The 23,967-nt window shown below is 29.5% G+C and carries 24 protein-coding genes; 10 read left to right on the top strand and 14 right to left on the bottom strand.

What is annotated here, in order from left to right:
* Positions 1-168: 168 nt before the first annotated feature.
* Both ACJDT4_RS22880 and ACJDT4_RS22875 read right to left on the bottom strand, forming a co-directional pair.
* Complete coding sequence (locus tag ACJDT4_RS22880) at positions 169-1,026, bottom strand: polyphosphate kinase 2 family protein (RefSeq protein ID WP_406789939.1); 858 nt, start codon at positions 1,024-1,026, stop codon at positions 169-171.
* Positions 1,027-1,154: 128 nt separating this feature from the next.
* A complete protein-coding gene (locus tag ACJDT4_RS22875) occupies positions 1,155-1,550 on the bottom strand; it encodes a hypothetical protein (RefSeq protein WP_406789938.1) in 396 nt (131 codons plus the stop codon).
* Between the two features lie 327 nt (positions 1,551-1,877).
* Here ACJDT4_RS22875 and ACJDT4_RS22870 point away from each other — a divergent pair, with 327 nt between their 5' ends.
* Positions 1,878-2,540: a FlxA-like family protein gene (locus ACJDT4_RS22870; protein WP_406789937.1), complete on the top strand. Its 663-nt coding sequence runs from the start codon at positions 1,878-1,880 to the stop codon at positions 2,538-2,540.
* 29 nt (positions 2,541-2,569) lie between these two features.
* On the opposite strand, the gene ACJDT4_RS22865 is transcribed toward ACJDT4_RS22870, so the two are convergent.
* From ACJDT4_RS22865 to ACJDT4_RS22850, 4 genes are all read right to left on the bottom strand, one after another.
* Positions 2,570-4,414, bottom strand: a complete 1,845-nt coding sequence (locus ACJDT4_RS22865; protein ID WP_406789936.1) for an FtsX-like permease family protein — start codon at positions 4,412-4,414, stop codon at positions 2,570-2,572.
* Positions 4,404-5,168, bottom strand: a complete 765-nt coding sequence (locus ACJDT4_RS22860) for an ABC transporter ATP-binding protein (RefSeq protein ID WP_406789935.1) — start codon at positions 5,166-5,168, stop codon at positions 4,404-4,406. Before ACJDT4_RS22860 ends, ACJDT4_RS22865 begins: the two co-directional genes overlap by 11 nt.
* Positions 5,169-5,240: 72 nt before the next feature.
* A complete protein-coding gene (locus ACJDT4_RS22855; RefSeq protein ID WP_406789934.1) occupies positions 5,241-6,233 on the bottom strand; it encodes a sensor histidine kinase in 993 nt (330 codons plus the stop codon).
* Positions 6,226-6,933 (bottom strand): response regulator transcription factor, encoded by a 708-nt coding sequence (locus ACJDT4_RS22850; protein ID WP_406789933.1) that lies wholly within the window; start codon positions 6,931-6,933, stop codon positions 6,226-6,228. Before ACJDT4_RS22850 ends, ACJDT4_RS22855 begins: the two co-directional genes overlap by 8 nt.
* Before the next feature lie 69 nt (positions 6,934-7,002).
* On the opposite strand from ACJDT4_RS22850, the gene ACJDT4_RS22845 reads away from it, so the two are divergent.
* The 3 genes from ACJDT4_RS22845 (at position 7,003) to ACJDT4_RS22835 (ending at position 9,064) form a co-directional block, all read left to right on the top strand.
* On the top strand, positions 7,003-7,152 hold the full coding sequence (locus ACJDT4_RS22845) for a lmo0937 family membrane protein (RefSeq protein WP_406789932.1): 150 nt from the start codon (positions 7,003-7,005) through the stop codon (positions 7,150-7,152).
* 824 nt (positions 7,153-7,976) lie between these two features.
* Positions 7,977-8,435 (top strand): methyl-accepting chemotaxis protein, encoded by a 459-nt coding sequence (locus ACJDT4_RS22840; RefSeq protein ID WP_406789931.1) that lies wholly within the window; start codon positions 7,977-7,979, stop codon positions 8,433-8,435.
* 8 nt (positions 8,436-8,443) lie between these two features.
* Positions 8,444-9,064 carry a methyl-accepting chemotaxis protein gene (locus tag ACJDT4_RS22835; protein WP_406789930.1) on the top strand — a complete coding sequence of 207 codons (621 nt, stop codon included), beginning with the start codon at positions 8,444-8,446 and terminating at the stop codon, positions 9,062-9,064.
* 145 nt (positions 9,065-9,209) lie between these two features.
* Here ACJDT4_RS22835 and ACJDT4_RS22830 read toward each other — a convergent pair whose 3' ends face one another.
* The 4 genes from ACJDT4_RS22830 to ACJDT4_RS22815 all read right to left on the bottom strand — a co-directional run bounded on the left by ACJDT4_RS22830 (position 9,210) and on the right by ACJDT4_RS22815 (position 13,577).
* The gene (locus ACJDT4_RS22830; protein ID WP_406789929.1) at positions 9,210-10,217 is read right to left on the bottom strand and encodes a 3-oxoacyl-[acyl-carrier-protein] synthase III C-terminal domain-containing protein; all 1,008 of its coding nucleotides are present in this window, start codon (positions 10,215-10,217) and stop codon (positions 9,210-9,212) included.
* A 30-nt stretch (positions 10,218-10,247) separates the two neighbouring features.
* On the bottom strand, positions 10,248-10,673 hold the full coding sequence (locus ACJDT4_RS22825) for a hypothetical protein (RefSeq protein WP_406789928.1): 426 nt from the start codon (positions 10,671-10,673) through the stop codon (positions 10,248-10,250).
* A gap of 127 nt (positions 10,674-10,800) precedes the next feature.
* Entirely contained in the window at positions 10,801-11,874 is a 1,074-nt protein-coding gene (locus ACJDT4_RS22820; RefSeq protein ID WP_406789927.1) for a 2,3-butanediol dehydrogenase, read from the bottom strand.
* A gap of 386 nt (positions 11,875-12,260) precedes the next feature.
* Complete coding sequence (locus ACJDT4_RS22815) at positions 12,261-13,577, bottom strand: aspartate kinase (protein WP_406789926.1); 1,317 nt, start codon at positions 13,575-13,577, stop codon at positions 12,261-12,263.
* A gap of 358 nt (positions 13,578-13,935) precedes the next feature.
* Here ACJDT4_RS22815 and ACJDT4_RS22810 point away from each other — a divergent pair, with 358 nt between their 5' ends.
* Positions 13,936-14,679 carry a peptidylprolyl isomerase gene (locus ACJDT4_RS22810; RefSeq protein ID WP_406789925.1) on the top strand — a complete coding sequence of 248 codons (744 nt, stop codon included), beginning with the start codon at positions 13,936-13,938 and terminating at the stop codon, positions 14,677-14,679.
* Between the two features lie 337 nt (positions 14,680-15,016).
* On the opposite strand, the gene ACJDT4_RS22805 is transcribed toward ACJDT4_RS22810, so the two are convergent.
* The 4 genes from ACJDT4_RS22805 to ACJDT4_RS22790 form a co-directional block, all read right to left on the bottom strand.
* The gene (locus ACJDT4_RS22805; RefSeq protein WP_406789924.1) at positions 15,017-15,181 is read right to left on the bottom strand and encodes a hypothetical protein; all 165 of its coding nucleotides are present in this window, start codon (positions 15,179-15,181) and stop codon (positions 15,017-15,019) included.
* A 120-nt stretch (positions 15,182-15,301) separates the two neighbouring features.
* On the bottom strand, positions 15,302-16,036 hold the full coding sequence (locus ACJDT4_RS22800; RefSeq protein WP_406789923.1) for an ABC transporter permease: 735 nt from the start codon (positions 16,034-16,036) through the stop codon (positions 15,302-15,304).
* Positions 16,037-16,043: 7 nt separating this feature from the next.
* Entirely contained in the window at positions 16,044-16,787 is a 744-nt protein-coding gene (locus tag ACJDT4_RS22795) for an ABC transporter permease (RefSeq protein ID WP_406789922.1), read from the bottom strand.
* Positions 16,788-17,513, bottom strand: a complete 726-nt coding sequence (locus ACJDT4_RS22790; protein ID WP_406789921.1) for an ABC transporter ATP-binding protein — start codon at positions 17,511-17,513, stop codon at positions 16,788-16,790.
* Positions 17,514-17,656: 143 nt separating this feature from the next.
* On the opposite strand from ACJDT4_RS22790, the gene ACJDT4_RS22785 reads away from it, so the two are divergent.
* The 5 genes from ACJDT4_RS22785 (at position 17,657) to ACJDT4_RS22765 (ending at position 23,797) form a co-directional block, all read left to right on the top strand.
* Positions 17,657-18,361 carry a response regulator transcription factor gene (locus tag ACJDT4_RS22785; protein ID WP_406789920.1) on the top strand — a complete coding sequence of 235 codons (705 nt, stop codon included), beginning with the start codon at positions 17,657-17,659 and terminating at the stop codon, positions 18,359-18,361.
* Positions 18,362-18,378: 17 nt separating this feature from the next.
* A complete protein-coding gene (locus tag ACJDT4_RS22780) occupies positions 18,379-19,791 on the top strand; it encodes a sensor histidine kinase (protein WP_406789919.1) in 1,413 nt (470 codons plus the stop codon).
* A gap of 844 nt (positions 19,792-20,635) precedes the next feature.
* Positions 20,636-22,117: an L-fucose/L-arabinose isomerase family protein gene (locus ACJDT4_RS22775; RefSeq protein ID WP_406789918.1), complete on the top strand. Its 1,482-nt coding sequence runs from the start codon at positions 20,636-20,638 to the stop codon at positions 22,115-22,117.
* A 697-nt stretch (positions 22,118-22,814) separates the two neighbouring features.
* Positions 22,815-22,979, top strand: coding sequence for a hypothetical protein (locus ACJDT4_RS22770; protein ID WP_406789916.1), 165 nt, complete (start codon positions 22,815-22,817; stop codon positions 22,977-22,979).
* Positions 22,980-22,981: 2 nt separating this feature from the next.
* Positions 22,982-23,797 (top strand): phosphotransferase family protein, encoded by an 816-nt coding sequence (locus ACJDT4_RS22765; RefSeq protein ID WP_406789915.1) that lies wholly within the window; start codon positions 22,982-22,984, stop codon positions 23,795-23,797.
* Positions 23,798-23,967: the final 170 nt, after the last annotated feature.

Below are 23,967 nucleotides of genomic sequence, written 5' to 3'. Positions count from 1 at the left end.
AAGTTACCCTATTTTCTTAAAAAATTTCTCTGAAATTTTTTAAGAAAAACACTTGACTTTACTTAGCAGGTTTGAGCATTTTTTCACAGCGAGTTATTGAAACATCTTAGGAGTTTACAATTTTTTTATCTTAGATTTATAGAATTCTTTTAATGCGACGAAGCATTGCTACTTCTCCAGTTCTTCTTTGTATTTTTGTAAGTTTTCTAGTTGCTCTTTATTTAATTTAGGATATTCAAGATCTAATTTTTCTAAAGTTTTTACTATGATTTCAGATATTGCAAGACGTGCAAACCATTTTTTATCGCTAGGAACTACATACCAAGGGGACACCTTTGCTCCTGTGTTTGCAATTGTTTCCTCATAGTATTTTTGATACTCATCCCAATATTGTCTTTCTTTTATATCAGCCTCTGAAAATTTCCAGTTTTTACTCTTATCATCTATTCTAGCTAGAAGTCTTCTTCTTTGTTCTTCTTTAGATATGTGAAGAAATATTTTTATTGGAATTATACCATTATCGAATAAATATTTCTCAAAATTATTTATTTGGTTGTATCTATCTTGCCATATGTTATCTGTAATAAGTTCCTTGGGTAAGTTTTCATTTTGTAAAAGTTTATGTAATCTTACGACTAAAACTTCCTCGTAATAAGAACGGTTAAAAATTTGAATTTGTCCCCTTTGTGGCAAGTGTATGAAAGCCTTATGCAAGTAATCATGCTTAAGATCTTCATTTGAAGGCTGCTTAAAGTTAAAAACACTAGTACCTTGGGGATTAAGACCAGACATTACATGTTTTATGGCTCCATCTTTTCCTGCGGTATCCATGGCTTGAAAAATTATTAATATGCCATATTTACCTTGTGCATAAAGCTTACCCTGAAGTTCAATTAATTTGCTTATGTTTTTTTCAAGCTTCTCCTTAGCTTCATCCTTAGAATGAAATTCATAAGTGCAGTCTGTTTTAATATTTTTAAGTTTAAATTCAAGATTGTTTTGAACTTTTAATTTTGACAACTCCATGACAAACACCCCTCGTATATAATATCGGTTATTTTATTATAACCTTTTATGCAGGAAAGTGACTGAGTTATCAAAATATTATTATTTTAAATAAAATATACGCTGCATTTTCTTTAAGCTATAAAATACTATTGTTTTTTGCTGTTTTTTAATTTTTGATTTATTGCATCTGCCTGTGCTTGCGTAATTACACCGCTGGTTACAAGGGAACTTAATTGATTTTTTCTAGTACCACTTCTGATACCTTTTTGTCGATTGTTTTGATTTTTATTATTTTGTTTCCTATTAGATGTTTCTTTTGTAATTTCCACGAGAATTTTATCTGACTGCTCTTGAGTTATTGTTTTATCTGCTACTAAAGTCTTTAATACATTCGCATATCTTGTTTTTATAGATGATGGATTAAAGCGTCTATGCGTTTGCGTGGTACTAGAAGATTGGGCATTTATTGTCTTAGAGCTGCATCCAGAAAGTGCAGTTATAGAAATACTAGTTGCTATTAAAATTGATAATAATTTTTTCATTTTTCTTTTACTTACCTCCGTTCGATTTGTTATTTTTATTATAGCGATGATAAATAAAATAATTATAAAGTAACTATAAAAATTATCTTATTTTTGGTTAAAAAATATATTTAGAAGCATGTAAAAATTAAAATTTAAGGTTAAGTTCTATACTTTGGATATAAGCTTTTGCATAAAACTAAAATAGTTCTGCTTAAGGAATGGAATTTTGAGTATAGTGACAACTAGAGTTATAAAAAGTAAATTTGGTAAGTTGTTGGTATAAATAAATGTAATTACTCTACGATTATAATATTGTAATAAAATAATAAATGAGAAGGGATTATTATGTCGATTAGCATTTCAAATGTAACTCATGGTAATTATATACCAACTAAAAACAAATCAAGTGATGATACTGATAATCAGATTAAATCACTTCAAAGCCAGGAAGATGGGTTAAAAAAGCAGATTTCAGAAATACGTTCTGGTAAGACAGGTAGTGCCGATATACAACAACAAATAAAACCTTTGCAAGAGCAAATTGAACAAATTGAAGCACAAATTCAAGAACTGCAGGTAAGTAAATCAACAGATAAAACAGATGATAATAATGTGAATGATAATAGTAAAATAAATGGTAATAATGAAAATAGTGCGAATGAAGATTCAGTATTAATGTATGGTAGTGTATATAATGAAATTAGCAAAGTAGGTAGTTTAGGAAAACATTTAAAAGGAGAATCAGCAGTGCTTAAGTCAGATGCTGATGTTGATGACAGCTTAGGAGATTATAAAGGAGCTGCGAGAAAGAGAAAGCTTGCGGCTGGAGATGAGGCACGTACAAATTCAATAACTCGTAAGGTGGCTAAACTAGAGAAAAAAGCGATAGATTTAGGAGATAAAATTAATAAAGAGCAAGATAAAGGTGACACGGATGGATATACAGCTGAAGGTAAAGCTGTAAAGGATGATTCAGACAATGGAAAGACAATAGATGGATTTGCATAACTTTTTAGAAAGTAATTTGAGATTGAGACTCAAATTACTTTTCTGAAAAGTTTAATTTTCTGAAAATATTTTTTTTCAGTAAGGCAGTAGTAAATAAACTGAAAGCATAGGTATATTAATATAATTATTAAAGAATCAAGTACTAAAGCTTGTTTAAAATAACTTCTTTTCATTTGAAGAAGGATGTATGAAAATCCGAGAGTGCTTCCTAAAACAGCTGGTACAAAAAATATAATTTTAAACTGAAATGATATAAGTTTTTTCATCTCTAAAACGGTAATGCCAATTCCACGTAATTTATTGTAAGTATCCAATGTGTAGTCTATTTCTGAAAATAATTTAAAACTTAAAATACAGCCGCAGGATATAAAAAATAACATTCCAATAAAAAGCATTATAAATAAAAAGAAAAGATTTTGCGCTTTTAAAATTTCGTAAGCTTCGTATTTTGAAGCTACTTTTGCAGAATTATTTAAATTCCTTTCGTACTTCATACCCATAGTCCAATTCTTTAAGTTTATAGCATGGTAGGTTTTTATAAAATTAGAACTTTTATTTTTTATTATATTGGTGTAATCAGCATCGTTTATAATCAGCATATGCATACTTAAAACATTGGGATTTATTATAATTTGCCAGATTTCATAGGAATAGGATAATTCATATTTATTATTAAAATCATCAGATAGCAATATATTTCCATTATACCAAGGTGAGCTTTCTGGCATATTACGAGAAGTTAGAGTTACAAATTGTCCACTGTTTACATGTATATTTTTATTTGCAAAGCTATTAAACTGGCTCTGAGATATTAAATTTATCTTTGAGGATTTGCTTCTTAAATTCAGGGTTATAAATTCTAGCTTTTTTTCGTTTGCGATGTCATTAGCATTTACCAAGTCTATTGGAGTACTAGAATTTTCAACGTATACTAAATCATATGGATTTTCAATGTTTACTTCTTTTGGTGTCTCAAGGTAAGAAGAGTAAGCAAGTCCAATGAAATAAATTGCAATACAGCTCAAAATTGAAAGTACAAATATTATTTTTTTATTTTGATTAAAGTTATAGCTTGTCTCTGTGATAGCCAATAGGTTTTTGTGATAAAAGCTGTTTTTCTTTTTACTTATCCACAAAATTAGATTTCCAAGGCAAGTTATCAACAGATAAGTTCCTAAAAAGCATAATACTGTGGATAAAATTAGTCTATTATTTTTTGAAAAGCACATTATCACATATGATAATATCACAGTAGATAATCCCAATACTGCTAAATAAGCATAGCTTGAGCCGCTTGATTTTATAAAAGCATTTTTACTTATATCATTTATTTTGTTTGAAATAAATCCGTTTACAATTATGACTACAATGAAAATAACTATAAAAGAACATGTAGTAAGCAAATAGTTTTTATAACTAAGATTAAAGGCTAAAACATTAAGATTTAGTATTTTAGTGACTATCATGAAAAAAAGTCTTCCAAAAACAGAACCGGAAATCAAGCCGGTGAGCATGGAAAAAACAGCAATAAGTAAATTTTCAAATAGTATTAATTTTTTAATATCATGCTTGTTCATTCCAAGTACTGAATAAAGCTCAAATTCTTTTTTTCTGCAGTTAATGAAAGAGCTATGGGAATAACTCATAAAAACTATAGAAAATAGTATAAGAGCAATTAATGAAGAATATATCATTGTTTTAATAGCTGCGCATTCTTTGCCAAAATTACTGATCCTTTGGTTTATGTCGTTGTTTAAAATTAAAGTAGTGTACATAAAAAATACAGTTATAGAAAAACTGCAGCATAAGAAATAAGATAAAAATTTTTTCAAATTTGCTTTAAAGGTTTTTATTAAGATGTAATTAAAGTTCATAGGAGCCTCCTCCCAAGATGGCTTCATAATCAAGGATTGTATCTAAAAATTCTTTTCTAGTATGCTTTTTTATAAGCTCAGTGCTTGTCATGCCATCTTTAATAAAAATAATTCTACTGCAAAAGCTTGCGGCAAAGGGGTCATGAGTAACCATTATTATAGTACTTTTGTTATCTTCATTAATTTTCTTAAAGCAATTCATAATTGAATTAGAAGACTTTGAATCAAGATTTCCGGTTGGTTCATCGGCCATAACAAGTAGTGGGTCATTAACTAATGCACGACATACAGCGGTTTTTTGCTTTTGTCCACCAGAAACTTCGTTTGGGTATTTGTTTTTTATCTTATAAATATCAAAAATCTTCATTAGTTCGTCAGATTTATGGTTTAAAAGTTTTTCTTCTTTTTTATCTAAAATCATTGGAAGCATAATGTTTTCTTTTAGAGTTAGGCTGTCCATAAGATTAAAGTCTTGAAAAACGAAACCTAACTTATGCCTTCTAAAAAGTGATAAATCGTCATCATTTAATTTATTTATGTCTTCATTATTAATTTTAACTGTTCCGGATGAGGGGATTTCTATACCAGAAAGAAGCTTTAAAAGTGTGGTTTTGCCGCTTCCAGAAGCCCCCATAATACCAACAAACTCTCCAGTCTCAATTTTAAGGCTTACATTTTCTACTGCATGTACTTCATTTGCACTAATTTTTTCACTATAAACTTTAGTAAGGCTATTTGTAACTAATATACTCATAATATGATTTCACCTGCTTTCATCATATATATTAAATGATATCTATATAAGTATCCATTGAAGTGGTTTTTATTAATCTTTCATTTTTGCAAGGTAACAAATGGTAACCTCAGTGCCCTTTGAAACTTCAGAGGTTATACTTATTGTGTGACCTAAGTTTTCACATATGGTATGGCAAAGGTACAAACCTATTCCTGTTGAATTTTTGCATTTCCGACCGTTTTCTCCTGTAAAAAATGCATCAAATACTCTATTTAAATCCCAGGCAGGTATTCCAATGCCTTCATCTTTTATGGTTAAATAAATTTTGTTTTTAATTTCTTTTGTAATAAAATATATGTACTTAGTTTTTTGTGATTTTGAGTATTTTATTGCGTTGGATATTATTTGGCTTATGAGAAATTCGTTCCACTTTTCATCTGAAAGTATCCATATATCTTCAGAGTGGAACTGAAATTTTGGATAAACATTGTTATATATAAATTCATCGCTTTTTTCGGATATGACTTTTTTTAGTGATTGGGTAAGATTTAATCTTTGGGGTATATAATCTTTAGAAAATTGGTTGAGTCTGAACATTGTAAGTATGTTGTCTAAGCTTGAATATATTTTTTTTGTTTGACTTTTTATAGGTAAAGTTGATTTTTCTGCAATTAAATCTATAACATTTAAATTTCCTTTTATATTGTGAATCCATTGAGATATGAATTCTCTTTCTTTTTTTATATCACTTCTGGTTATTTTTAATTCCCTTATGTAATTCTCATGAAGTCCTTTAATTGCGTACAAGGTTAACTTTTGTTTTTGAATGCTAGTTGAAATATTATAGTAAGGATTTTTTATTATAGCGTTTAGGTTTGTGATAAAACCCTTATATTTAAGCCATTCTATTAAAATAAAAATTAAGTATAGGAAAATAGAAATACTTAAAGGGTACAGTATCTCAGGCTTTTCTTTATTTAGAAGATTAAAAAATAATATTATAAAAAAGCTGTTTAGAAAGAAAAAGGTTGTTAAGGACAGCTTGTCTTTAACAAAACATGAAATTTGAGAGTTTTTATTCATCTTGTTCACCTTCAATTACGTTAGAATCAAGCATATAACCAACACTTCTTTTGGTCTTTATAATTTCTTTTAAACCTATTATTCCAAGCTTATTTTTAACTCGTGTGATATTTACAGACAAATTGTTATCATCAACGAAAGCTCCAGAGTCCCATAAATCCTGTATAAGAGTTTCCCTTGTAACTATTTTGTTTTTATTTTGCATTAGCTTTTTTAGTAGTCTAAATTCATTTTTAGTAAGTTCAACAAATTTATCTTTGTAGGTAAGCTTAAAAGTATTTTCATTTAAAAGAAGTTTTCCTATGGTATAAAATTCATTACTCGTTTCTTTTTCAGTACCATAAACTCTTCGTAAAACTGCTTTGATTTTTGCCGCTAGTATTTCAAAACTAAAGGGTTTAGTTATATAATCATCTGCGCCAAGTTCTATACCCATGACTTGTTCCATTTCTTTATCCTTAGCAGATACTATTATGATTGGTATATCAGAAGTTTTTCTTAATTTTCTGCATAGATAGTATCCGTCATTATATGGTAAGTTTATATCTAGTAAAATTAAGTTAGGGCAGTTTTGATATATTTCATTTTCAATATTTTTAAAGTCTTTTATAATCTCGCAGTCAAATCCCATGTTTTCAAGGTTTTCTTTCATAATTAAACTTAGTTCGTAATTATCTTCGACAATTGTTATTTTAGTCATGAAAATTCACCACCTTTGTATTATAATAATATCATAAAACTCATAAGATAAGGAAAGGAGGAACAGAAAATGAAACTTCTTAGAACTATAGGTGGGATAATAGTATTTTTTTGGGTGTTAGGACTTGTATTTAGAATAGGTGGATTTTTAATACATTGGTTACTAGTAGCTGCGGTTGCGGTTTTTATATACGATTTTTTAACGGGAAAGAAAAGGTAACGTGGAATATATATTTAAATTTACTTATAATAATTTTATTTAAAATATATTATAGGAGCTGTGGAAAATAGTAACTAGCTTTTTAACTAAAAAGAAAGCTAGTAGCGAAGGGATTTAACGCGCTTTGTTCGCCTTTGATGTGCAAAGTAGTGTTAAACCCTTTATTTATTTTAGAATCTTTTTAGATTAGGATTTTGGTAATTTTTAGAACACCATCTGAAAACGTTTTGCACAACTCCAAATAAGACTGTGGTTGTAAAATAGATAAAAAGTCAGCTGTAAGGTTAACGATAATACAGCAAATTATGTAAAAGAATATATTGAATTGTTAATAGGAGAACCAATGAAAAGAACAAATAAAATAAACATTCGGATGAGGTGGGGGTTCGTAATAATTTTATAATTTACATAAAAAGTAAAAACATACAAGGAAACAAGATGATTTATACTTAATATATATAAAACTTTAAAAAATTTTTATATATTATTTAATTTAGCATTGATTTTATTATAAAAATTTGGTACTAATATTATATACAATGTTAAATAAATCCTATAAATATATATTTTTGTATAAATTTTTAAAAATAATTGTCGCTATTTACAGTATTTTAATGCTTATATTAATTAACAAGAAAAAAAATCGAAAATAAGGGAATGAAGTCATTATTCCAGAAGAGAATTAAGAGCGAAAAGTTACTAGATTTATGTTAAAGAAATTTTTAGTTTATCATCTTGCAAACTTGCGTAGTTTTGAATAAAGCTCATCTGGATTTTATATAGCTTTATATTAAATTTATAAATAAAAATTAGGGGGAATAAATTTGAAAATATTTGAGAAAAACAGAAGAAAAGATGACAAGGTAGAACATAGGAGTAAAGATGCTAAGAAAATCATTGAAAAGAATGATAATAGTGAGATAAATATTGAACTTTGTAACAATTTGGATGATTATGGACAGGAAATATCAGCTGCTTTATCTCAGTTATCTGAATTTAGCGATAGCCAAGCAGCAAATATAGAACAGTTTTCAGCTGCACTTCAACAGATATCTGGTGGTGTTCAGCAAACTTCTCAAAATACAGAAAAATCGTCTGAATTTGTTACCAGCGTAAAAAATTCTGTTGAAATACTCGTTGAATCAATTGAAGAAGTTGCAGCAGCCTCAGGAAATATGACGAATGAATCTCAAAAAGCTCAGAATGTTGCCGAGGATGGAAAAAAAGTAGTGACCAATGCTATAAATGCAATGAATAATGTATCTACAAAAGTAAGGATCTAGTAGACCATATGACAGCTTTAGGTCGGGCTACAGAAGAAATAGGTAAGATTGTAGATATGATAAATGCAATAACAAACCAAACTAATATGCTTGGGCTAAATGCGAGTATAGAAGCTGCTAGAGCAGGTGAATATGGTAAGGGGTTCGCAGTAGTAGCTAAATCGATAAAGGAATTGTCAGATAAAAGTAAAAATGCAACTGACGGAATAAGCAAGTTAATAATAGATATACAAAATAGAATTAATGAGGCTGTAGATAAGTCAAAAGAAGGATTAGTAGAACTTAAATCAGGAATAAATTTAGTACAGGCAAGCGGAACATCTATAGAAAATATAATAGAGGTAGTAAATAAAACTTATGAATATTCTAATTCTATTACTGAAAGTACTAAATTACAAAATGAATCAAGTAAAGGTATAGCAAAATATATGGATGAATTACATGAAAATATTTCAGAAATAGCTTCTACAACTATGCAGGAATCTTCAGGAATGCAGGAGATAACAGCTGGTATTGAAACAATTAAAGAAAATGTAGATGAGTTAGCTTCTGGAATTAAAGAAATAAATGAACTTTCACAATATATCGTTGATAATTCAAATAAGCTAAAAAGTAATCTAGAAAAATAATTTAGTTAGTAAATTAATAATTGGAATTGCCGCCTATAATAGATAGAGTAGAATCTTTAAAGAACGAATAAAAATAGGGTAACTACTTTTAGTTTGTGATAAAAGTAGTTACCTATTTTATTAATATTGTGAAGTTAAGTATGTCTTAAAGTTTATAAGACATCATCATATTGCTGCTGCCTATCCCGGTTCCCCCTAATACTATGAGATCACCTTCATTAATAAGCTTTTTATCAATAGCATCCTTTAATGCGAACATTTCACAGCATAAGCCTGTATATCCTATTTCAGGAGTAAGGAAGTTATACTTATTTTTGTAATTTTCAACATTCGCCTTTTCTAAAGTATCTACTATCATTTTTTCAACAAACTGTGACATAATAAAGAATTTAACATCAGCTATTTTATATCCTGCATTTGCAATAACATTCTTTATCATGTTTGCCCATATAGTTGGATATTCAGATGTATCAAAAGGATAAGATTTTAATCTACCTTCTTCTTTATCGGTTGAAGCTGATCTCCAGTAGCTTGAAAATCCATGTATTGGATTTTGAGTGGCACCATGAAATCTAGAATCAGTTTGGCATTCTGTAGATAATACACCCCTTTCTGATTCTTCTTCTTTAGCTTCTAAAAGAATAGATACAGCAGCATCACTCATAGTAGCATATGAAAGAGCGTCATCTTGTCTAGAAAAGACACTCATTAATGTACTTGCAACAACTAAAGCCTTCTTATATTTAGGATTCCCCTTTAAAAGTGTACTTGCTAAATTTATAGCAAGTATTGCTCCCATGCAATCAGCGTTAACATCAAAAGCCAATGCATCATTTTTTGCTCCTATTGAATGATGTATTTTTATAGCATTAGATGGAGTTAAGTACTCGGGAGTATTAGAAGCAAATATTATAATATCTATATCTTCAACTTTTTCATTAAAATTTTTAAGTACTTTTAAAGATGCTTTAGTTCCCATTGTAATTACATTTTCATCATCGGAAGCTTTGTATCTATATTTTCTATTTATCGAAGCCAAGAGATTTCTAATATCTATATCTTGCTTATCAAAATGTTCTATATATTTTTCGTTCCCTATTTTATCTCCAGGAAGATAAGTTTCGATACCTTTTATTAAAGTATTCCTAAACATTTAATCACCAGCTCTTTTGAAATTTCTCTTTTAGTATCCTTGTGAATCTAACCATTCTTCACATTCTTTAGTATCTGTAAAAGCCTTTTGAGCAAGTCCAGATTTTTTAGAAGCCATATTTAATTGCATTTTAACAACAGCACTATCAACTATTATAGCGCCTCCAAAAAAACCTTTACTTTTACAAGTTTCTAAAAGGTTATTCAGTTTTTCTGAAATTGCAGATGCTTTAAATTGTCTTACATCTGTTACACAGGCCCATTTATGTCCTTTGAACACAGGAATCATTTTATCCATTACATCTTCTGTAAATCTCTCAATATCTGCTTCCTTCCATAGTCCAACCGTTGTTTGATACAATCTGTTTTTTATAGGATCTGCTTTAAGTTCATATTTACCTTCTTTATCTTTGATTACAGTAGAACCATCGATATTCTCAACTACATTATTACTCATATCATATATCTCCTTTACACTTAAGTATATTTTTATATATAATTATAATTCTACACAAAAATATAAAATTCCTCCTAAATAAATAAAAAGTGATAAATAAAAACAAATAACACCAATTTGTGAAAATTTATAACAAGTTTTTATCAGGAGTAACTAATATTTTTATATGCTTCTTTTTTTCTATACCAGCTAATATTTCAAATCCTTCTTTTACGAGATCATCTAGGTGAATTTTTTTAGTAATCCATCCATCAGCTTTTATTTTTCCGTTACCCATAAGTGAAATAGTTGAAGGATAGTTATTTCTATATCCCATAGTTCCAACAATTTTTTTCTCAGTAAATACAAATAGATTAGGATTCAATTTAATACTATCTTCCCAGATGCTTGTTACTACTAATGTTCCGTCAGATTTTAAACTGTTTAATCCTGCTAAAAAGCATGATTCTGCACCAGTTGTTTCAAAAACAGCATCAACGCCTTTACCTCCGGTTAACTTTTTTATTGTAGAAGGTATATCAACTTCATTTGGATCTAAAATTATATCAGCACCAGCATTTTTAGCATATTCTTGCCTTACAGATTTCCTTTGAAGACAAGCTACGAAGCTTGCACCAGCAGCCTTAAGACATTCTATTGTACCAAGGCCTATAGGGCCAGCGCCTAAGACTAAGGCAGTTTCTCCGATTTTAAAGTTTGCTCTATCTATAGAATGCATTCCTACTGTGATTGGTTCTACTAATGCAGCTTTATCGAAGGGAAGCTCATTTGGAATTTTATGTATGAATCTTTCTGGAAGTGATGCATATTCAGCAAAGCCTCCTCCAGTGCCGCAAATTCCATATGCTCCAACGGACCAACATAAATTGTATTTCCCTTCTAGACATGCTGGACATTTACCGCATACTACCATAGGTTCTCCAACTACTCTATCACCGACTTTTATGTTTTTAACGTTTTCACCTATTTCAACTACTTCGCCTGAAAATTCATGACCTAATATAACAGGAGCAGTAGTTTTACTTAAAGGATGAGGATGCTCTACTGGAATTAATATAGGACCAGCTAGATACTCATGCAAGTCTGATCCACAAATTCCACACCATTTAACCTTAACTTTTACAATGTCAGATGAGATTATTGGATCTTTTGTTTCTTCTATTCTTACGTCTTTTCTGTTGTACCATAAAGCAGCTTTCATAAATTTTCCTCCTTATATAATTTAATTTATGGGGTTGTCTCACTAAGAAATTAGCGTAAGCCTCTTTTTTTTTTAGCAAAAATACAATTTTCGAGCAAAAACTCTGGAAAGGTGGATAAATATTTTATATTATTAAAAAAATTGGCATAAGAAAATTATACTATTTATGGTTGGGGGTATCAAACAAAATTTATCTTTATAAGAGAAAAGGTAAACGTATCAAAAAGAAATTTTAGTTAATATGATTAATTTACAAGAAAGGCTGCCTAAAAAATAGCCTGTATTAGCAATTTTTAAAATCGCTAATACAGGCTATTTAAGTTGATTTATTTTAGCTAAAGCTATATTTTAAAAGAATATTAATTTTTGCATTTATTTAACAAAGCTTAATTGAAAGTGTTATAAATAGCCTTCACAGCTTTTTCAAAATCAGCATTCTCTACTCCAACAGTTACGTTTATTTCGCTGGAACCCTGATCTATCATTCTAATATTAACCCTTTCGCTTGAAAGTGCAGAGAATATTTTTGATGCTATACCTGTACTTTTTGCCATGCCGCGTCCAACTGTAGCAACAAGAGCCATATTAGGATGTACTTCTATTGAATCTGGGCTGCATTGTCTTTTAATCTCATCTATTACTTTTTCACATTTGCCCTTTAGTTGCGAATCTTCAATTACAAGTGAAACGGAATCTACTCCGGAAGGCATGTTTTCAAAAGATATTCCATACATTTCAAGTATTGAAAGTAGTCTTCTGCAAAATCCAATTTCTGAATTTAAGAGAGCTTTTTCTATTGCAATTACGGTGAAATCTTTTTTTCCTGCAACACCTGTTATAGTTCCAAAACGAGTAGCTTCTTCAGTATCATTTACAATTAAAGTTCCAGCATCTTCTGGTCTATTTGTGTTCTTTATATTTATAGGGATACCTGCATCACGCACTGGGAATATTGCCTCTTCATGAAGAACTGTTGCTCCCATATAAGAAAGTTCTCTAAGTTCTTTATAAGTTACTTTTTCTATGGTTTTAGGGTTTTCAACTATTCTAGGATCAGCCATTAAAAATCCAGAAACATCTGTCCAGTTTTCGTATAGATCAGCACCTATAGCTGAGGAAATAATAGATCCTGTTATGTCTGAGCCACCGCGAGAAAAAGTTTTTATATTTCCATCGGCATCACAGCCATAAAAGCCAGGGATAACTGCTTTATCGTATTTTAAAACAGTTGCTCTTATGCTTTTGTATGTCTTGTTTTCGTCAAAATTGCCAGATTCATCAAAAAATATTATTTTTGCTGCATCTATAAATTCAGCACCTAAATATTTGGCAAGTACTACACCATTAAGATATTCTCCTCTGCTGGCAGCGTAATCGCTAGAGGCACCATTTTCTATGTCTACTCTTACTTTTTCAAGATATGTATCTATGTTTATATCTATATTAAGCTCATTTACAATTTCTTTATACCTTTGAGATATAAGTTTGAATACATCATTAAAAGGTATTCCATTTTGCACATGGGCATGACATAGGTATAGGAGATCAGTAATTTTATAATCCTTACTGTTTCTCTTACCAGGAGCTGATGGTACAACGTATTTTCTGTTACTATCAGCGTCTATTATTGCTTTAACTTTTTTGAATTGATTTGAATCTGCAAGAGAGCTGCCGCCAAATTTTGTTACTATGAGCCTGTTCATCTTAACCACCCTTTTTAATATTGTTTGATTTCTATAAAACTTCCCCTAATAAGATAAATATGTGTGTTTGTTTAAATCTTTTAACGATTATTTATATATTATACTATGGTAATTTATAAAGTAAATAGCAATAACTTAATTAATGATGAAAGGCAAGTAAAATAGCCATTTTTGTAATCAAAAAAGATTGATAAAATATACATTTGTGTTGAATTATTATTCAAAATGTATTTATTGCACGGACATGTGTAGATTTTACGCACAAACTATCAATAAAATAAAGGTGGATAAAAATTAATGTTAATGTTATTATTAAACTAAGTTTAACTTAAATTATATGTTTATGAGGAGATAATAAATGGAAGAAAAAGTTTTGGCCGTAGTAAACGGAAGAGAAATAACAGAAAAAGAACTTAACGAAATTGCAGAGAGGTTTCCACAAGATAGAAAGCAATATTTTCAAGGTGAAGATGGTAAAAAAAGGCTTTTAGAAGAAATTATTTCTTTTGAGCTTATCTATATTGACGCAAAAGAATCTGGACTTACAAATGATGAGTTTTATAAAAAGCAAATGGCAGAAGCTGAAAAACAAATACTTACTCAAATGGCTGTAAATAAGGTTATGAGCGAAGTGGCTGTTGCAGAATCAGAAGTTGAAAGATATTATGAAGCAAATAAAGCAGCATTTCAAGATTCAGAAAAGATAAGCGCAAAACATATACTTGTAAATTCTGAAGAAGAAGCTTTAAAAATAAAGAAAGAGATAGAAGAAGGAAAAACCTTTGAAGATGCAGCTAAAGAATATTCAAGCTGTCCATCAAAAGAAAGGGGCGGAGACCTCGGAGCTTTTTCAAAGGGACAAATGGTTCCGGAGTTTGAAGAAGCAGCATTTTCTCAAGAAATTGGAGAAGTTGGTGCTCCTGTAAAAACTCAATTTGGATATCATTTAATTAAAGTTGAAAATAAAATACCAGCTGCACCAATGGACTTTGAGAGTGTAAAAGAAGGCATAAGAAAAAGGTTAATTCAGGAAAGACAAAGCATGAAGTATACTTGGTATATTGATCAGCTTAAAAATAAATACAAAGTTGAAATGAAATAGGCGAAGGAGCAGTACTTCGTCGCATTAAAAGAATTCTATAAATCTAAGATAAAAAAATCGCAAAATACTAAGAAATTTCAATAACTCGCCTTTGGCTCAAACAGATTGAAATATCTAAGTATTTTGCGATTTTTTTACCAAGATTTATTAGAACTTTTTTAAACTGTTCCTTCAGCACTGTTCCTTGGCTTTTACGGTGGTATAAGGAAAAAAGTGCTCCGTGTCTACGGAATTTTAGATGGAATTTTTGTAGCTGATTAATTTTTATAATATATTATGCCTCAATATATAGTATTAAGTTGTAAGATTTATTGATGGTATTTAACGCTGAAAAATATTATTCCTTGTCATTAGTTTTAGACTTTTCACTTATATAAATATCGAGTGCTTTAATGCCGCGATTAGCGAGCTTTACAAATAGTACAAAGCCGTAAATTCCCATAACTAAAAAGACTAAAATAATTATTAAATTAATAATTGTGAATGTAACAGCAGTTTGCATAGTTAATCCCCTCTTAATTTACTTTATATATAAATATTTTACATAATTTATATAGATATTGTAAAGTATATACAAAATTTTTAACATCAATAAAGTCATATATTCATATAGAAGATTATTTTAACGAAAATCTTTACTTTTAAATATCTTTATTCCAGCAGCAGTTAGTGCTATAAATAATAGTGTTCCATATACAAATATGCAATTTTCAAATTTTACGGTTAAGTCGCTTGATACGTTAAAAAACATTCCCCTGCAAATATAAGAGTAAGGAAAAAATTTAGAAAAACTGTAACAGCTTATTATGGCATTGGGAAAACTTAAAATTATTCCTACAGTTAGTGGCAATGCAAAGTTTTTAAAGTTCATACTTACAAAGTGTTGAATACATATTAAAGGCAGCGAACATATAAGTCCGATTAGTGGCGCATAAAATACGAAACTTTTTACCGATTCCTTTGGCAAAAATACTTTTACAGCTGTAAAGATAATTGCAATGTATACAATAATGTTTAAAGTGGCTATTAGGAAAGTAGTTATTATTTTACTAAGATAAATATGGCTTTGAGGAATATCGGTTATTAAAAGATTATTTATATTGTTATTTTTAAATTCAACTCTCCACTGCATTGCAATTATAATGCAGAGAAATGCAGGAAATAAGATTCCACCATATAAAGAGGCACTTTGTACATAAATAGCATTCCACATTTGATCTGCACCTGAGATTTTTACTTTACCGCTATTAATATTAATAAATCCAATTATTATGCATAAGAGTGGAAATAAGAAGGATATTATTATACTGATCATATGATTCAATTTTAAAAATTCACATTTTATAAGTTTAAACATAAGCCAATCACTCCCTTATATCTCTAAAATTAAAGTTTATAATACCAAGAATTAAAAATACAATGAAATAAATTAAAGATACCAAAATGGTCTTTCTTAAGATTGTCGTATTGGAAAAAGGTGTTGAGTTTGTGAAACATAAATATGGTATATAAGGTACTAAATCTTTACCAGCACCAATAGCATTAAATACAACTGCAGCTATGAGGGAAATAACAGCAGAGGTTTCTATAGATTTAAATAGCGAAGTCAAAAACATTTGGAAGCTTATAAGTCCAAAAGAACAAAGAAATTCAAAACAAGTATATTTAAAAAGTAGTCCATTTTCCTTCATAGGAATATTAAAAAGCTTTGCTGTAACTGCTAAAGCAAGGTCACCAATTAGTATAAGAAGGAAAGTCGATAAAATTAAAAGCATCCATTTTCCGAGATATATACTGCTCCTTTTAAGCTTGCTTGAACATACAGAGGTCAAAGAATTATTTGCAGTTTCAATATAAAACAAATATATACTTACGGATATTACGCATAAAAGAAGTATAAAAGGCCAAAAAAGCATTAAATGATTTGCTAAAAGTAACCCTGAAAAACCGTCTTTTAAATTGCCATACTTTAAAAAGCTTGCCCTTTTAAAGTGAAGTCCAATAGATAATATTGATATATATAAAGCAGCAGGAAAAATAAATATAAATTTCAAAAAGCTTTTCCTAAATTTCATAAATTCTAATTTTAAACATAAAAATGCTTCCATTTATTTGCCTCCTGTCAAATCAAGAAAGATATCTTCAAGGCTTAGATTTGAATCATATTTAGCTTTTAAATCTAAAAGTGAGCCTTCATAGAGAATCTTACCCCTATTTATTATTCCTATATCATCAACCATAAGTTCCATTTCACTTAAAATATGAGAACTTACAATTATGGTTTTGTTATGATTCTTGGCAAGATCCACAATTAAATTTCTAATTTCCTTTATTCCCATTGGATCTAGGCCATTAGTAGGTTCGTCAAGTATTACAAGTTCGGGATCGCCTATTAGGGCTTGTGCTATTCCAAGACGCTGCTTCATTCCAAGGGAAAATTTACTTACCTTTCTTTTTCTGTGTTCATATAAGCCAACTAAATTTAAAGTATTATCAATAGCTTCTTTGTCTACACCTTTTATAGCAGCCCATATTTTTAAATTTTCATAAGCATTTAAATGTCCATAATAAGAAGGGGCTTCTACTAATGCACCGACATTTTTAAGTATACTGCTCCTATTTTGTTTGAGGCTTTTGTCAAATACTTTTATGTTTCCAGAAGAGCTTTTTATAAGTCCTAAAATCATTCTTATAGTAGTTGATTTCCCGGCACCATTTGGACCGAGAAAACCATAAATCCTTCCTTCTTTAATATTTAAATTCACTCCATTTACGGCTTTAAAACCTTTATAAGTTTTGCTTAAATTATTAACTTCAACAACATAATTACTCATTAACATCGCTCCTTTTGATATAAAGTATAATGTTATAACCTTATCTCTTTTTAATCTCAACCTTAAATGAACCTTAAATATTTGATTATCAATTGAAAGAAGGGGGAGAAATATAATATTATTTATATAGAAGGAGTGTTTTTATGAATATAAGTGATAACAGAGTTCTTTTAATAGATGATGAAGAAAGTATTTTGAAACTTTTAGGGGCTGTTTTAAAAAAAGAGGGTTTTAATAGCGTAAAGACTGCCGCATGCGGCACGGAAGGAGTAAGTTTGTGTAAAAGCTTTGTTCCGGATATTATAGTTTTGGATATAATGCTTCCGGATATAGATGGGTTTGAAGTGTTTAGGCAAATAAGAAGCTTTTCTATGGCTCCCATATTGTTTTTATCTGCTAAAAGTGAAGATGAAGATAAAATAATAGGCCTTGGACTTGGTGCAGATGATTATATAACAAAACCATTTTCGCCAAAGGAGGTTGCACTTAGGCTTAAGGCGCATCTTAATAGAATTGATATAGTGAAAAAGTCTCTTGAAGAAAAGGAGGATATAGTAAGAACTAAAGCTTTTACTATTGATTTTAAAAAAGGAGAAGTTATTAAGGATGGAGAAAGCATTGTTTTGAGGGCAAAGGAACTGCAGTTATTAAAGTATTTAACTGAAAATAAAAATACAATATTATCTAAAGAGCAAATTGTAAATGAAGTGTGGGGAGAAGATTATATTGGTTACGATAATACCATAATGGTGCATATGAGAAAACTTAGAGAAAAGCTTGAGGAAGACCCATCAAATCCAGAGTACATTATAACGGTTAAAGGTCTCGGATATAAAATGAAACTTTAGAGAAAGGGTTAAAAAATATGAAAAGTAAGCCGTCTAATTATATAAAATTTACAAGCATTTTTACTAAGAGCGCAATATTATTATTTACAATAGTATTTTTAATAGATATGATTTTGATGATGATTATAACCAATTATAGACCAACTTTAACTCAAAATCCGGTGCAGTTCACAAACAGTATTTCTAAATATATTGAACTTACAAATAGTAAACCATATATAAATAAAGAAGGAAAAGAAGTTTTACAAAAGCAAGGTGCATGGCTTCAAATAGTAGATGATAAGTTAATAGAAGTTTATGATTATAAAAAGCCCAAAAATGTTCCAACTAAGTATAGCCCTATACAATTTATCCATGTTTATAAATATGACACTGTTAATTCAACTTTGTTTATAGGTGAAAAAACTTTTGATGATGGCAGGAAACTTTCATATTTTGTAGGATTCCCTATAAGCAAAATTGCGAAATACAATGTAGAGTATAATCCGCATAATATAAGGTGGATAATAGGTGGAGGAATATTATTAATACTTGCTGTTAATTTAATAGTAATATTAATATTTGGATATGCACATTTTGCACGTAAGGTTGGAAAGCCTCTTGAAAAAGTACTTGGACATATAGAGAGGTTATCTAATGGAAATTATGAAGAGTATGAAGATGAAAAGGGAATTTATAAGTATGTGTTTAAAAATTTAAATACACTTTCAAAGATACTTATGGAAAACAAAATAAAAAAGAAGAAAATGGACAAATTAAGGGACGAGTGGATTGCATCTATAAGTCACGATATGAAAACTCCACTTTCTTCAATTAAAGGGTTTGCAGAAATATTAAAGGATGATAGCTATGAATTTGAAAAAGATGAAATAAAAGAATATACAAATATAATATATGAAAAGTCTTTATATATGGAGGAACTTATTAGCGATTTGAATTTCAGCTATAAACTTAGAAATAACTGTGTAGCGCTTAAAAGAGAAAGCATCAATTTTAATGAATGGCTTAAGGAGATAATATATGAGCTGCATTCAACACCAGAATTTAAAGATAGAAATATAAGCTTTTACAGTGATTATGAAGCTATCACTGTTAATATAGACGAACTTATGATGAAAAGGGCATTTACGAACCTTATTACTAACTTTTTAATGTACAATGATAATAAATCAAATATACAAGTAAAGGTAGATAAAAAGGATGATTTTATTAAAATAGTCATAAGAGATAACGGAAAGGGCATAGCAGAAAAGGATATTGATCACATATTTGAAAGGTATTATAGGGGAACAAATACAACTTCAAACTCAAAGGGGTCTGGGCTTGGAATGGCTATAGCAAATGATATTATAAAATTGCATGGAGGCTTTTGCAAAATAGAAAGTAAAGAGGGCATAGGAACCACTTTGATGGTAACCTTATGTGACTAAACATAAACCATATGGCTTATTAATATAATTAGCTTCGAAGGTAATAGTATAGTTTAAATTGATTTTTGAAGAACTGATTTATAAGCATATGGTTGCCTTCTGTGGCTTATTTTCAATTAATTATTTATAGCTGTTTATAAATATATATAAAATATTAAAAAAAACTTTATAAAATACTTTAATAAAGTTGCTTTATAATGTATAATAGAGTTAAGGATAAATAATTAAGAACACAAAATTAATTTATATCCTAAATAAACTTGGTATTTTGGAATATCTATAATTTTAATCCTAATAAGTCGAGGGTCAATAATTGTGTAAACGATTTTAAGAAATGTCACAAATAAGCTTTATGGACAATATTTTAAATTAAAAATTTAGTAAGAATAATCATTAAGAGGAGGTGAATTCATGACTTAGATAATATAAGGTTCATATTACAGAAGTGACATTGTGTTGGATAACTGATAAGAATATCTGGAAGGGTGTTTACCCGTTAAAGAAAGCAAAGTTTGGTCGCTTTTATTTTATGTAAATTGAAAAGTAAAATAAGATTCGCTAAAGTAATAAATTTCATGGATTAAATTAAAATATATTTAAGGTTTTATTGATGTGAATCTCTAAATTAATAAAAATCTAGTAAGTATTTAATAATGATATTGACATTTTCAGCAATAAATGTATACTTGTAATTAGAAAATGTGCATACAAGTTTAACAGTTGACAATACTGGGTTATACTTGATTTCACATTACAATATATACGTACAATGAAAACGTTGTACAAGCTGATGATATATAAATGTGCATATAATAATAAAAATTATTTTGAGGAGTGATTATTAATGTTAAACATACCAAAAGTAAAATTAGGAATTGTGGCTGTAAGTAGAGATTGTTTCCCTGTTCAATTAAGTGAAAGAAGAAGAGCTGCAATTGTAGCATCATGTAAAGAAAAAGGAATTGAAATTTTTGAAGCAAAAACTGCTGTAGAAAATGAAAAGGATGTTCTAAAGGCTTTGGATGAGGTAAATGCTGCTGGAGTTAATGCATTAGTAGTTTATCTTGGAAACTTTGGACCAGAAGGCCCAGAAACAATGCTTGGACAAAAATTTAATGGACCAGCTATGTATGTTGGAGCATCAGAAGAAACAGGAAAAGATCTTATAGATGGACGTGGAGATGCTTATTGCGGAATTCTTAATGCATCATATAACCTTGATTTAAGACATTTAAGACCATACATTCCAGAATATCCAGTTGGAACAGACACAGAAATATCTGATATGATTGCTGATTTTGAAAATATAGCAAGAGTAGTATTAGGTCTTTCAAAATTAAAGGTTATGAGCTTTGGACCTAGACCACAGGATTTCCTTGCATGTAATGCACCAATCAAACCATTATATGATTTAGGAATAGAAATAATGGAAAACTCAGAACTTGATTTATTTGCAAGCTTCAATGAACACGCAGGTGATGAAAGAATACCAGCAATCGTAAAAGAAATGGAAGAAGAACTTGGAACAGGAAACAAATATCCAGGAATATTACCAAGACTTGCTCAATATGAAATAACACTTCTTGACTGGGCAGAAGCAAATAAAGGAGCTTCAGAATATGTAGTTTTCGCTAACAAATGCTGGCCTTCATTCCAGACTCAGTTTGGATTTGTTCCTTGCTATGTTAACTCAAGATTAACAGGAAGAGGAATTCCAGTAGCTTGTGAAACAGATATATATGGAGCAGTAACTGAATATATAATCACTTGTGCTACACAAAATCCTCCAACATTACTTGATATAAACAATACTGTACCTAAGGATATGTACGATGAAAACAGCAAAGCATTCGAAGGATACAAGCTAACTGATTTATTCATGGGCTTCCACTGCGGAAACACAGCTAAAGCTTGCATGAAATATGCTGCAATGGATTTCCAACGTATAATGCATAGAGGTCTTGAACCAGATAAGGAACCAGATATCACAAGGGGAACTTTAGAAGGAGCTATAAAACCAGGAGAAATAACTTTATTTAGATTACAATCAACAGCTGGAGCTACATTAAGAAGTTATATAGCTGAAGGTGAAGTAATAGACGTTGATCCTAAATCATTTGGTTCAATCGGAATATTTGCAGTAAATGAAATGGGAAGATTCTACAGACATATACTTGTAGGAAAGAGATACCCACATCATGCTGGAATAGCATTCAAACACACAGGAAAAGTATTATTTGCTGTAATGAAAATGTTAGGGATAGAAGATGTTGGATTCAACCAACCTGCAAACATGTTATACAAAGATGAAAATCCTTTTAAGTAAGAAAAAACGCGAAATAACAGTGTTTTAAAACATTAAATAAAATTAATAAATCTAAGAGCCTAAATCCTAAAAATCTAAGAACTTTCAATAACTCGCATACGCTCAGACAAATTGAAAGTTCTAAGGTTTTTACGATTTAGGCTCTAAGATTTATAAAAATTTTATTTAAATTGTTTTTAAAACACTGTTATTTCATTTTTATGGTAGTACAAGGAAGAAATTCCTCCGTACCTACGGAATTTCAGATGAGAATCTTTGCAGGAACAGCATAAAATTTTAAGATATTTCAATAACTCGCATATGCTCAGACAGATTGAAATATCTAAGGATTTTAGGATTTTCGAGCCAAGATTTATTAGGATTTTTTTAAATTGTTCCTTCAGCATTGTTACTTCGCTCCCACGGTGGTATAAGGAAGAAATTCTTCCGTGCCTACGGAATTTTAGGTAGGAATATTTGTAGGAACAAGGATTTTTATAATAGAGCATATAAACACATGGTTGAGTTTCATTGATTAACCATGTGCTTGTTGAATTTTATATTTTAAACAAGAAAAACTAATATAATTGTTCAGATGTATTGTAAGGCAGTGAAGGGATGAGAACTCTTGAAGCTTAAGAATGGTATATAGGTATTTGATTTGACACGTATAACTTTTTTAGATAACAGTTAAACAATTTGCTTTGGAGGTATGGATATGGAAAGCTCTACAAAAAACAAACAATCAGATGAAATAATTAACAAAATGGCTTGTAAAGCATTTGGCGAAGTGAAAGCAGTAGAAATACAGGAGCTAAAAGAAGGATTTTTTAATGCAGCGTATGAAATAAAATTATCAAAATTACTTCTAAAAAAGAAGTAATATTGAAGATTTCACCACCTGAAGATGCATTAATTATGACTTATGAGAAAAACATAATGTTTGCTGAAATAGATGTTATGAATATGCTTAAAAGAAAAACAAATTTGCCTATTGCAGAGGTTCTTTATTATGATAACAGCCATAGTATATGTAAAGCTGATTATTTCTTTATGTCTAAAATTCCGGGAAACAGTTTAAATTCTATTTCAAAGGAAATTAGAGTAGAAGATAAAAACAATATTTATTATGAATTGGGAAGACTTAATAGGAGAATTAACAATATAAGAGGCAAAAAATTTGGATATTATAGTCAAGCTAATAAACAAGGCAACAATTGGTATGAGGTTTTTTCAAGCATGATAAGTGATGTTATTAATGATGCAAAAGCTCTAAATATTGATATTGGAACAAAATATGATACGATAGGAAAACTAATAGAGAGATATAAAGTAATATTCGAAGAGGTAGAGGTACCTAAGCTTGTTCATTGGGATTTATGGGCAGGAAATGTTTTTATTAAAAACGGACAAATAACAGGACTTATTGATTTTGAAAGGTGTATTTGGGCAGATGAACTTATGGAAGCTGGATTTAGATCATATAGCTATAACGAGAATTTCTATAGGGGATATGGGGTAGGAAAATTAACTGAAACACAAAAAATTCGTGCAAAGTGGTATGATTTATATTTATTCTTAATAAATGCTTTAGAATGTGATTATAGGCATTATGAAGGACGAGAAATTTATAATTGGGCCAGACAAAAAGTTATTGAAACCATTGAAATACTTAGCAATTTATTATTGAAAATTAATTAATTTATATATTATTGCACAAAAACAAAAAAATAATACAAAAAAGTAGTTGACACATATGCGTAAAGATGATATTATAAATAAGCTGTCTGATGACAGCACATTGAACTTTGAAAATTAAACAGAGAAGAGATAATGAACCAGCAATTCTTTTGAATAGAAGAAATTCTATT

It is taken from the genome of Clostridium neuense (assembly GCF_045310695.1).
Taxonomy (GTDB): Bacteria; Bacillota; Clostridia; order Clostridiales; family Clostridiaceae; genus Clostridium_S; species Clostridium_S neuense.
This window is presented reverse-complemented; position numbering and strand designations above follow the sequence as displayed.